Source organism: Paenibacillus polymyxa (assembly GCF_018614975.1).
GTDB lineage: Bacteria > Bacillota > Bacilli > Paenibacillales > Paenibacillaceae > Paenibacillus > Paenibacillus polymyxa_E.
The window spans coordinates 265,944-278,199 of the sequence record NZ_JAGGNR010000008.1 but is presented as its reverse complement, the minus strand read 5'-3'; the positions used below and the strand labels follow the sequence as shown (position 1 = coordinate 278,199).

At 45.2% G+C, this 12,256-nt stretch carries 11 protein-coding genes; 10 read left to right on the top strand and 1 reads right to left on the bottom strand.

The genetic code is table 11. The features are described 5' to 3' along the window. Positions 1–86: 86 nt before the first annotated feature. The 9 genes from nagZ (at position 87) to J7E78_RS04540 (ending at position 9,928) form a co-directional block, all read left to right on the top strand. A complete protein-coding gene (gene nagZ, locus J7E78_RS04580; RefSeq protein ID WP_251034816.1) occupies positions 87–1,415 on the top strand; it encodes a beta-N-acetylhexosaminidase in 1,329 nt (442 codons plus the stop codon). Positions 1,416–1,456: 41 nt separating this feature from the next. Further along, positions 1,457–2,161, top strand: a complete 705-nt coding sequence (locus J7E78_RS04575; protein WP_215075149.1) for a response regulator transcription factor — start codon at positions 1,457–1,459, stop codon at positions 2,159–2,161. Continuing rightward, entirely contained in the window at positions 2,158–3,141 is a 984-nt protein-coding gene (locus tag J7E78_RS04570; RefSeq protein ID WP_215075148.1) for a sensor histidine kinase, read from the top strand. Before J7E78_RS04575 ends, J7E78_RS04570 begins: the two co-directional genes overlap by 4 nt. Positions 3,142–3,392: 251 nt before the next feature. Beyond that, complete coding sequence (locus J7E78_RS04565; protein WP_215075147.1) at positions 3,393–4,163, top strand: ABC transporter ATP-binding protein; 771 nt, start codon at positions 3,393–3,395, stop codon at positions 4,161–4,163. Further along, positions 4,138–6,096, top strand: coding sequence for an ABC transporter permease (locus tag J7E78_RS04560; RefSeq protein WP_215075146.1), 1,959 nt, complete (start codon positions 4,138–4,140; stop codon positions 6,094–6,096). The genes J7E78_RS04565 and J7E78_RS04560 overlap by 26 nt, the downstream gene beginning before the upstream one ends. 147 nt (positions 6,097–6,243) lie before the next feature. Continuing rightward, complete coding sequence (locus J7E78_RS04555) at positions 6,244–6,951, top strand: response regulator transcription factor (RefSeq protein WP_215075145.1); 708 nt, start codon at positions 6,244–6,246, stop codon at positions 6,949–6,951. Beyond that, entirely contained in the window at positions 6,929–8,386 is a 1,458-nt protein-coding gene (locus tag J7E78_RS04550) for a sensor histidine kinase (protein ID WP_215075144.1), read from the top strand. The genes J7E78_RS04555 and J7E78_RS04550 overlap by 23 nt, the downstream gene beginning before the upstream one ends. A gap of 35 nt (positions 8,387–8,421) precedes the next feature. After that, entirely contained in the window at positions 8,422–9,501 is a 1,080-nt protein-coding gene (locus J7E78_RS04545) for an AI-2E family transporter (RefSeq protein WP_215075143.1), read from the top strand. Positions 9,502–9,529: 28 nt separating this feature from the next. Then, positions 9,530–9,928: an Asp23/Gls24 family envelope stress response protein gene (locus J7E78_RS04540; RefSeq protein WP_215075142.1), complete on the top strand. Its 399-nt coding sequence runs from the start codon at positions 9,530–9,532 to the stop codon at positions 9,926–9,928. Between the two features lie 69 nt (positions 9,929–9,997). On the opposite strand, the gene J7E78_RS04535 is transcribed toward J7E78_RS04540, so the two are convergent. After that, positions 9,998–10,843 carry an AraC family ligand binding domain-containing protein gene (locus J7E78_RS04535; RefSeq protein ID WP_215075141.1) on the bottom strand — a complete coding sequence of 282 codons (846 nt, stop codon included), beginning with the start codon at positions 10,841–10,843 and terminating at the stop codon, positions 9,998–10,000. 201 nt (positions 10,844–11,044) lie between these two features. Between J7E78_RS04535 and J7E78_RS04530 the strand changes: the two genes are divergently transcribed. Continuing rightward, on the top strand, positions 11,045–12,049 hold the full coding sequence (locus tag J7E78_RS04530) for an aldo/keto reductase (RefSeq protein ID WP_215075140.1): 1,005 nt from the start codon (positions 11,045–11,047) through the stop codon (positions 12,047–12,049). Positions 12,050–12,256: the final 207 nt, after the last annotated feature.

Below are 12,256 nucleotides of genomic sequence, written 5' to 3'. Positions count from 1 at the left end.
ATTTTGAAAATCATTCACCTTGTGATAAGGTTAGGCCTGAACCTTTGAATTACCAAGATGACATTACATAAGGAGGATGAATATCCTTGCACAATTATAGGTACAACTCGAACAATAAATGGAGAAAACCACTGCATATGATGTGTCTTCTGCTGGGGATCGTTCTGATTTTATCGGCATGTGGCCAAGCACAGAAACCTTCCTCCGCAACGGACTCGAATACCGGCTCAAACGCTGGCTCTAACTCAGGGCAATCCTCTTCATCGCCGGAGCAGAATACTACTCCACCTCAAGAGGAAGTACCAGAGGAAGTCGATTCGGTGCAGGAGCAGCTCCGTTCATTAACGTTAGAAGAGAAGATTGGACAGATGATACTGGCTGGTGTTCAAGGGACAACGTTGGATGATCAAGCCAAACAGATGATTACCGATCAAAAGGTAGGGGGCATTATTTTCTATGCCAACAATGTATCGACACTCGAGGGAACAGCCAAGTTTGTGCAGTCCATCAAGGAAGCGAATCGGTCCAACCCGGTACCGATCTTCATGAGTGTGGATCAGGAGGGTGGCAAAGTCAGTCGTATGCCGGAGACGGTGGAATCGATTCCTTCCAGTAGAAAAGTAGGCGAGACGAAAGATAGCGCACTTGCTGAAACGATGGGTGAATTGTTGGCCAGACAAGTTCAGCTTGCAGGTTTTAATGTGGACTTTGCTCCTGTGCTGGATGTGAACAGTAACCCGAAGAACCCGGTGATTGGAGATCGTTCATTCGGCAGCTCGGCAGAACTGGTGTCACGTATGGGGATTGCAGAGATGAAGGGACTACGTAGTGAAGGCATTATTCCGGTAGTGAAACATTTTCCGGGTCATGGTGATACGTCCGTGGACTCCCATCTGGATCTGCCTGTTGTGAACAAAACGGAAAAACAACTGGCCGAGCTTGAATGGATTCCGTTCCAGGCCGCAGTGAAGGAGCAAGTGGAGGCGGTCATGGTTGCACACATTTTGTTCCCGAAGCTTGATCCGGATCATCCAGCCTCCTTATCGGATGTCATTATTGGTGAACATTTGCGTGGGAAGTTCAATTATGATGGTGTCGTCATCACGGATGACCTGAGTATGGGTGCAATTGCGAAGAACTTCAAGTTGGACGAAGCCGCCCTGGCAACTGTTAAAGCAGGAAGTGACATTCTGTTGGTAGCTCACAGTTATGAGAGTGCCAAGACGATTTTTGATACGCTAATAAGTGCAGTGAAGTCAGGCAAAATCACCGAGTCCCGAATTGATGAAAGTGTATATCGTATCTTGGCATTGAAGCAACAATACAAGTTATCCGATGATCAGAAAGCTTCTGGAGACCTGAAGCAATTGAACGAGGATATTGTGGATTGGCGTAAGCAAATCGATGCTAGATAATAAATCCTGTGTTATGATTTTGCCAGAGGTGAGATCCAATAATGTATACCATTATGATAATAGAGGACGATCCCAAGATTGCGGGATTATTGAAATCACATATTGAACGCTACGGGGACCGGGCCGTACTGGTCGAGGATTTTGAGATGATTGTACAACAGTTTGAGCAGGTACAGCCACATGTGGTACTTCTGGATATCAACTTGCCCAGTTACGATGGTTTCTATTGGTGCCGCCAGATTCGTACGCTGTCCACATGCCCCATTTTGTTTATCTCCGCGCGGAGTGGGAAGATGGATCAGGTCATGGCACTGGAGAACGGGGCAGATGATTATATCACGAAGCCATTTGAGCATGAGATTGTTATAGCGAAAATTCGAAGTCAGCTGCGCCGGGTATATGGGGACTATGCTGTACGTGATGAAGAACGCAAGGTGGAACTGGATGGTTTGGTCGTATACTTGGAAAGACTGGAGATTCAGCTTGGTGATCGCAAAGTACAGCTGACGAAGAAGGAAACGATTCTGCTGGAAACGTTACTGCGCCGCAGTCCCAAGCTGGTGAGCAGAGAGACAATCCTGGAGAAGCTGTGGGATGACTCTTTTGTGGATGACAATACACTCAGCGTTAACGTTACTCGGGTGCGTAAACGATTAACCGAGCTTGGTATTTCGGATGCACTGGAAACGGTCAGAGGTTCGGGTTACCGATTGAACAATAACTGGAAAGCTTCTTCTCCTTCATGAGATTGTTTATACGAGAACATCTCGCTTTAACTTGCTGGGTTGTTGCCATCTTGTTCACCGTGGTTGCGGTGTTCTGGTATGACGGTTACAACGATTGGATCACGGCTGCTTATGCCGTAGCGTTGGGATTATTTTTGTACATCGGATATTTGGTCTATCGTTATCTGTCACATCGCTCTTTTTATGCCCGAATGTCACGATCAATGGATTCGCTGAAGGAATTTGTACCATTGAACGAAACAAGTCCATTATCACTGTCGCTGGAGAAGCTGCTGGATTCGCAATACAGACAGTATCATGCACATCTGCATCGGCTTGAACAGCGGCAGCAAGAATATCTGACGTTTATGAACCAGTGGGTACATCAGATGAAGACACCTTTATCTGTGATTGAGTTGACCGTGGAAGATCAGGAGGATGACGATCCTCGGCTCATAAGCATTCGGGAGGAAGCGGACCAGATGAGACGAGGTCTGGAGACTGTACTGTATGTGGCTCGCTTGGATACCTTTGAACAGGATTTCAGTGTTGAACCTGTGATACTGAAGAATGCTGGGGAAGAGGCGATCCATGAGCTGAAACGTTTCTTCATCCGTAATCACGTCTATCCAGAGATGCATATAGAACCTTCGCTGGTTGTGCAATCCGATGCCAAGTGGATTCGTTTTGTCCTGGTCCAGTTACTTTCTAATGCAATCAAGTACGCAGCGGGCAGTGGACAAAAGATTCATCTGCGGGCATATGAAGCAGAACGCTCCATCATGCTGGAAGTGCAGGATCAGGGCATCGGGATTCCGAAGTCTGATCTGAATCGGGTATTCCAGCCTTTCTTCACTGGGGAGAACGGGCGGCATTTCAAAGAGTCCACAGGCATGGGACTGTATATTGCCAAAGAAGTGTTAACGCGGATGAATCATCAGATTGATCTTGAATCCGTTTACGGCGAAGGAACGACTGTCCGAATTACATTCAACTCCTGAAAGGCAGGTTGAAGAAGTATAAGTGTGAGGTTAGACGTCTATTGCCTGTCGGGGCGAAGACGTCTTTTTTGGTTACCATGATTCAACCTTACAACATTGTCATGTTGATGAAAGGTTAAACCATAGGAGAATGGTCGGAACTTCGATAGACTGTAGTCAGAAGATCACAGGAAAGGCCACGCACAATACGCATACACACAGCATGAATGTAACTTGATTTTGAATTATTACATCACTAAGGAGTTGTAACGATGGAGATTTGTTCTGTGAAACAGATCAGTAAAATCTATAAAGGCATTGTGTCCTATGAAGCGTTATCCGGCATCGACCTCAGTATTCAGAAAGGTGAGTTTGTCGGCATTATGGGACCGTCGGGTAGTGGCAAAACAACGCTGCTGAACATGATCTCAACCATTGATCATCCAACATCAGGCGAACTGCGGATTGCAGGGAAGAATCCGTTTGAATTGAATCAGGACGAACTCGCGCTGTTCCGGCGCAAAGAGCTTGGATTCGTTTTTCAATCGTTCAATCTGTTAACTACACTTACAGTCAAGGAAAACATTGTGCTGCCACTGACTCTTGACGGTGTTTCGCTAGCAGAGATGAACGCACGTGTCGAACAGCTGGCAAGCAAGCTGGGGATCGAGGGTATTCTGAACAAACGGACATATGAGATATCAGGAGGACAGGCACAGCGTACGGCCATTGCCAGAGCGCTTATCCATTCCCCGAAGCTGATTCTGGCCGATGAGCCAACAGGCAACCTGGATTCAAAGGCGGCAAGAGATGTGATGGAGATTCTCGAAACTCGCAATCAGGAGGATCAGGCTACGATGCTGCTGGTCACTCATGATGCAGTAGCTGCAAGTTATTGCAGTCGGGTTGTCTTTATCAAGGATGGCAAACTGTATAATGAAATTCACTACGGCGATAATCGTGCGGCCTTTTACCAGAAAATTATTAATGTATTATCCCTAATGGGAGGTTCAGGACATGAATTTTCGCCAGTTCGCCATTAATAACGTTGTTCGCAACAAAAGAATTTATCTGGCTCATTTTCTGAGTAGTACATTTTCCGTTATGATCTTTTTTACTTATGCATTGCTCCTGTTTCATCCCGATCTGAAAGAAGGGTTAAAGGGTTCCAATGGAACGGTTACTTTGCTTGCTAACCAGGGGTTTATGATTGCGGAGATCATTATATTCATCTTTTCATTTCTGTTCCTGCTCTACTCGGTAGGTTCATTTCTGAAGACACGCAAGAAAGAATTTGGTATTTTTCTGATTATTGGCATGACAAACAAACAGATGAACCGGCTCCTGTTTATGGAGAATATGTGTATCGGATTAGCTTCGATCATTACCGGCATCGGGCTCGGGATTATTTTCGGCAAATTGATCCTGCTCATCTGTGGATCCATGCTGGCTGTTGAGAACAGTCTTCGGTTCTATTTTCCGCTGAAAGGCATTGCCTTGACGGTTGGCGCATTTTTGCTGCTGTTTGTTATCATTGCGATGTCGTCATCCTTGCTCATACGGAAAGGTTCGCTCATTGACCTTGTGAAATCAGAGGAAAAACCGAAACCGGAACCCAAAGCATCACGTTTGCTCGCACTGTTATCGGTATTGTTGGTTGGAGGGGGTTATGCAGGAGTATTCACTTTTGTATGGGTAAGCTTCTCGTTTCCGTTATTACTCGCAAGTGTCGTGGTTGTTATTGCAGGTACGTATTTACTGTTCACACAGCTCAGTGTGTACGTGATCCGGGCACTCAAAGGTAATCCACGGTTATTTTTCCGCAAAACCAATCTGCTCTTCCTATCTGAGCTTACCTATCGAATGAAAGATAACGCCATCATGTTTTTCATGGTAAGTATCATCTCCGCTTCTTCATTTACGGGAATTGGCACCATGCTCGCGATTGCTGACCCGGGGTTGTCGTCCATGTCGAATCCGTACGCATTCAGTTATATGAATTCATGGGATACTCCCGACTCGGATCGACATATTCGTCAGATTGAAGAAACGTTGATTGATAATCAAGTTCCCTACGTGAAGGGCAGTTATGCTCCTCTAGTTGAAAATAACAATGGCAATATTATTAAGCTGAGTGATTATAACCGTCTGGCGAAGGCACTTGGGTACGAAGAACGTACGTTGAAACAGGTCGATGAGTCATTTATGACACCAAGCAATTTGGCGGTTCGTAAGAAGTACCGTGAACAAGCTGAACAAGGAGTCTCGGGAGGGGAGATCAATCTGGAGATTGATAATCAGCGCGTACCTGTTCAGCTATCGACACCTGGAACCGAGATTGTAATTCCCTTTCAAGGGGAAATTAATCTCTACATCGTAACCGACGAATTGTTTAATAAGATGAGACCTGAGTACAACGAGGAAGTTGGGATGCCTGAAGATTTCTATTCCATGCGAACGGTCCAATTTATCGTGAAAGATTGGATGGGCACACGCAGCTTTGCTCCTGAATTGATCAAATCCATTCAAGATGATCATTCCGACAAAGGTTATTACGAGGTCAGCGCGCTTGTGTTGGATTGGCTTAATTCCAAGCAGACCAATGGCATCATTCTGATCTTGAGCGGTCTGATTGGCATTGTTTTCTTCACCTTTGCAGCAAGTTTCACATATTTCAGACTTTACGCAGATCTGGAACGGGATGAAGCGCAGTATCGTATGATTGGCAAAATGGGACTCAGTCGTCCCGAACTCCGCAACATTGTAACGAGGCAGCTCCTGCTCATGTTCTTCCTGCCACTCTTGGTGGCGGTCATCCACAGTTCAGTTGCCTTTGTAGCGTTGCAGCAGCTGGTTGATTTCTCGGTCTTTGGATACAGCCTGCGTATCTTCTTGGTGTTTGCTTCCATGCAGATCTTGTATTTTGCACTCGTGCGCTGGCGGTATCTGCGTCATATGTATTCCAAATTAGTTTAGAACCTTTCTTAAAGCCTTGGCCTGCGCCAGGGCTCTATTTCTATTTATTTAGATTATCTTTAGAAATGATTTAGGTTGAATTAAGAGACGTAGTATATAGTAATAATGTAGAGATAGGCATAGAGTATAGGAAATGAGAGGAATAACATGAGATACACTGTATTAATTGCAGATGACGAACCAGAGATTGTGGAACTGCTTCAACTCTATCTGGAGAAGGACTATACCATTAAAACTGCGGTGAATGGAGCCGAGGCGCTACAAACCATACGTTCAACACAGATCGATCTGGTCATACTGGACATCATGATGCCTGTAATGGATGGATTGCAGTTGATCAAGCAGATCCGGGCGACGCATCACATGCCTGTTCTGTTCCTATCCGCCAAAAGTCAGGATCACGATAAAATCCTCGGACTGGGACTTGGGGCAGACGATTATATAGCGAAGCCGTTCAACCCGCTTGAGATTGTCGCCAGAGTAGAGGCGTTGCTCAGAAGAGTTAATCAATTTGATGCAGCGGAGGTTCCCGCAGCGAAAGAACAGAATCTGGTATTAGGTGATCTGACGCTGGATCGATCCCAATGTCTCCTTTTTCGTTCAGGAAGTCCTGTAACTTTGACTTCTACAGAGTATAAAATCATGGAATTGTTGCTCGATCAACCTGGCCGAGTATTCACCCGTAAAAAAATATACGAAGCGGTCTGGGGCGATTATTATGCGCACGAGGACAGTACGATCATGGTACATATCAGCAACATTCGGGAGAAGATCGAGCGTGACTCCAGACAACCGGAATATCTCAAAACGATAAGGGGACTGGGATACAAAATTGAAGCGCCCATGGAAAGCTAGAGAAAAGCGACTGTTGCAGACATCCCTGACACTGGACTTTTTGCTGTTCAACTTCTTTTTGCTGTTACTGGTATTGATCGTGTACCTTATGGTTTCACTTGATGTCGTGGATTTTCGCATTTCGGATCAGGTGGTTGATCCGGATCTGAATGTTGAAGCCCACGTATATGTGGAAGAGCTGGAGAACGAATTTTATTCCGGTGGAGGTTCGGTGTCGAAAGGCAAAGACACAGAGATCCCACGTCTCAAGGACAGCGGCGGCTGGATTGAGATTCTGGATGCGAATCGCAACGTCATTCATCATGTGGGAGACAAGCAAGATGCGTTCACCCAATACAGTGAAGCCGATCTATATGCTGGACTTGAGAATCGGAGTAACCAGGAATACTATTATTCGATCACTCCTCTCTCGACAGCAGGAACGGCAGCGTATGTATTGCTCAAAATCCCGCGTGATCTGGTCAGCGTGCGGATTAATGATAATCAGTTGATTACTAATCTGAAACATCCATTATCCTTTTACATTATGATTGGCATCGGTTTGGTTTTATTATTGATCTTTGTCTACAGCTATTGGGTCGCACGGAGAATCAAAAAACCACTCAGCATCCTCTCCTCGGGTCTTACGCAGATGATACAAGGGAATTACAGTACACGGATGTCGATTTCGGCCGAGAGAGAATTTGTCCAGATCGGTGAGACTTTTAACTACATGGCGGACGTTATTGAGAACACCTCTGCGGAAAAACGTTACGCCGAAGAGAGTAAACAGCGACTGATTGTAGACTTATCACATGATCTGAAAACACCGATAACATCCATACAGGGATATGCGCAGGCATTGGTGGAAGGACGTGGGGAGGACAAGGACAGGCAGCAAAGATATCTGGGATACATCTATAACAAGTCCGTTCAAGTTGCACGCATGATACAGAATATGTTGGAGCTGCTCAAGGTGGATTCGCCCGATTTTCGCATGCATATTCAGAGAAGAGAGATTGGAGAATTCGTGCGAGAGATTATGGCAGATACCTATGGGGAGATTGAACAGAAACAGTTTGTCCTTCATGTACTTGTTCCTGATGAGGTGATCTACGCGAGGTATGATCCGGAGCTGTTATCCAGAGTCATCCAGAATTTGATTACCAATGCTCTGTCTTATAATCCAATCGGAACCGAACTGCGCCTCGAACTCATTCCGCTTCATACCCATGTGGTGATAGAGGTGGCAGATAACGGAGTGGGCATACCACAAGAACTGTGGTCAACCATCTTTGACCCGTTTGTACGAGGGGATGAGGCGCGGACAGCGACCGGAGGCACCGGTCTCGGGTTGTCCATCGCACGGCGTAATACGGAGAAAATGGGTGGACGGCTGATCCTTTCCCGGCGTGGGCGAGAAACAACCGTGTTTAGCATTGAGATTCCAAATTAAATAAGAGAAGAAATGTCCATGTGGAGGGAAATATTTTGTTCAAAGTAAATACGTTTGTCCGGTTCAGTATTGCACTGGCGTTGTTATTGGTTAATATCTATTTATTATCACGTGTGAGCTTCATCTTTCAGCCGCTAGTCACCATGATCACGGTCATCACTGTGCCGATGATGTTGTCGGTGTTCTTTTATTATCTGTTAAGGCCGCTTGTGAATTATATGGAGAAAAAGAAAATAAATCGCACGTTAAGTATTTTGCTAATCTATCTGATTACTGCTATTCTGGGAGTGTTCTTCATCATTGGTTTATGGCCATCGTTACGTGAGCAACTAATCAACCTGGTTGATAACGCACCAAGTCTAATTAATTCATTAAGTGACCAGCTGAGAGAGCTGGAGCAAAATGGTGCCATTCAGGCCTTGTTCCCTGAGGGCTCGACACCTTTCTCCCAGATCACGGAGTATATCAACAAAGGATTTAACTTTGTAACCAACTATGTAAGTGGATTTTTCTCACTCGTTTCCAGTTTTGCGATCATCTTGTTTACACTACCGATCCTTTTGTTCTATATGCTGTTACAAGGCGATAAATTTGGTCGTAAATTGGCACATATCGCTCCAAAACGTTTCCAAAATGATAGCCGTGAAGTCGTAATTGAGATTGATCAGGCGTTGAGTGGTTTTATTGTGGGAAGAGTTTTGGTGAATCTGGCACTGGGTGTATTGATGTATATTGGTTTCCTCATCATTGGACTGCCTTACGCATTACTGCTCACGGTAATTGCGGTCATCTTGAACTTTGTTCCGTTTATCGGAGCGATTGTGTCGTCCGTACCTATTGTGATCATGGGTCTCGTGGTTTCACCATCGGTTGCCATCTGGTCTCTGATTATTATTCTTGTCGCTCAGCAGATTCAGGATAACCTGGTTGCACCGTACGTATTCGGCAAAAAGCTCGATATTCACCCGCTCACGACCATCATTCTGGTGTTGGGTGCAGGCGACCTGGGTGGAATTATTGCCATCCTGATTATTATCCCGGTTTATATGATTGTTAAAATTCTTTTGGTTCGAATCTATAACATGTTCTTTAAGGACAAATGGCAGAATGCATAGAATTTAATTATTCGAAGGAGTGGAGTACATGTCTGAAATTATCGAAAAACAATACAATGAACCTGAATATATCCCACCTCAATCTGTTCAAATGGGTACCATTCACATCTCGAACAATGTGTTATCCAAGATCGTGGGAATGGCCGCTCAATCAACGGCTGGTGTATCCTCTATGTCCGTTGGACTGACTGAAGGGATTGCCAAGAGTATCAGCGGCAAGAGTCTGCAAAAAGGGATTGACGTACACGTCAAAGACGATCAGGCAACCATCCAGCTGCGCATCAACATTCAATATGGTAACAAGATGCACGAGGTCTGCCGTGAACTTCAACATAATGTTCAACAGGCTGTAGAGCAATTAGCTGGCGTTATGGTGGATGAAATTAAAGTACAAGTCGTCGGCGTATCCATGCCGGAGACGGTATAAACAAATGATAAGAATGTAAGGAATAACGATTGTAAGGATAAATGATTGACACAAACAGCACCTTCCCGATTAACAACTTAACTGGGAGGGTGCTGTTTTATGTTTGCGGTAGTAGGTGGGGGCTTCGCCCATCACTTTTTTGAACATTTTGGAGAAGAGCAATGGATCCGTATAGCCTACAGAACGGGCAACATCCCCAATGGTCAGTCCCGGATCTAGGGTCAATTCGGCTGCCCGGCGCATCCGGTAATGGACCAGATACGATTGAATGCTGCTTCCCATCTGGTCCTTGAAGAGAGAGCACAGGTAACTGCGCTGCAAACCGACATGGGCCGCGATGGATTGAACGGTAATGGCATTGGCGTAGTTCATTTCAATAAAGTCCATCACCTGCGTTACGTAGGTTTCCCTCGAATAATCCTGAATGGGTTGAAGATGCTCTGAATTAGCCTGATCAATTAATATGGAGAAGAATTGATACAGCAAACCCGTCATGCTGATCTCCCAGCCTTTGTGGGTATTGCGCGAATTGACCATTCGGTGCAGACAGGATCGCATGTCGTCATCCTCATTACCAAGCTCAAAAATCGGGTGATGCTCCGACAGACATGCCTGCTGTAGAAAAGATGGACTATTGCTGCCTTGAAAAGCTACCCAGCTATATTCCCATGGGTCATCTTGATCTGCTTCGTAATGCACGACAGAGTGCGGAACAATTAGAAAACCTTGACCTTTGTGCAGGGTATACGTTTTGCCACCAACTTCAAAGGTACCTTTGCCATTCAGAATATAATGAATTTTATAATAGTCTCGCATGGCAGGGCCAAAGTGGTGACCTGCTGTACAGCCTTCGGTTCCATAATGAAGGAGCTGAAGCTCCTGAAAATGATTGTTTTTGAACATATACGTAATCAAGGGTATTCACTCCTGTGTGATTTCGTCTCATCTTGCATTTTAACATACTACATATCTGAAAAGATTAAGAATTTAACATTAGTATATATAGATAACAATCATTATTCCATATGATTATAGCGAAATGCCATATCGTTTTGCCCGAGAAATGTCTAAGATGAAAAGGAATTCAACAAACCCTACAGGAAAGTGAGAATAACAATGCCCTATACTGCGAGTGAACAACGATATGATGAGATGAAATATGTGCGTTCCGGCAAATCCGGAATCAGACTGCCACAAATTGCGCTGGGTTTATGGCAGAATTTTGGTGGCAACCGTACATTGGATATTCAGGAAGAGATGATTTTGCGTGCCTTTGACCTCGGAATTAACCATTTCGATCTGGCGAATAACTATGGTCCACCTCCAGGATCAGCGGAAGAGAACTTTGGTGTGATTTATAAAAAACATCTGCGTCCTTACCGGGATGAACTGCTTATCTCGTCGAAGGCAGGCTATCATATGTGGAGTGGACCTTACGGCGAGTGGGGCTCCCGCAAAAACCTGATTGCCAGTCTGGATCAAAGTCTTGGTCGGATGGGGTTGGATTATGTAGACATTTTCTATCATCACCGTCCAGACCCGGACACACCATTGGAAGAAACGATGACGGCGCTGGATCACATCGTTCGGCAAGGTAAAGCACTGTATGTAGGCTTGTCCAATTATAATGCAGAACAGACGCAAGAAGCGGTAACCATTCTTCGGCGTCTGGGTACGCCGTGTCTGGTTCATCAACCAAACTACTCGATGCTCAATCGCTGGATTGAAGACGGTTTGCAGGACGTACTGGATGAGCAAGGCGTAGGTTCCATTGCGTTCTGTCCACTCGGCCGCGGTCAGTTGACGAATAAATATGTCGACAAGATCAAGGAAGAACGAGCCAATCCAACAGGTAATTTGAAAAAAGAAGCATACACGGACGAACGGATTGCCAAGTTCGATGCGCTTCAGGCAGTTGCCGAGCGAAGAGGACAGACGATCTCCCAACTGGCTCTGAACTGGATCTTGCGCGGTAACCGTGTAACCTCTGCACTGATTGGTGCAAGTCGTGTGTCCCAGATTGAAGAAAACGTGGCTGCGCTCCGGGCACCGGATCTGACAACGGAAGAGCTCAATGAAATTGAGAGCATTTTGGACGGCATGGGTAATTATCCTTGGTAACATACACAGTATAGCTGTGTGAAAATTATAGTGAGATTCTCTTATAAAAGTGGCACTTTCCTGACGACCAGGTAGGTGCCACTTTTAGTTATGTCATTTTCTTTATAAGAAGAGATCTATTATAATGGTAGTTATCATTAATTGACCTATGTTTATTTTTTTTAGAATGAACTTAGATCATAGCACCTGGTCCTAGGATTTAGGGTA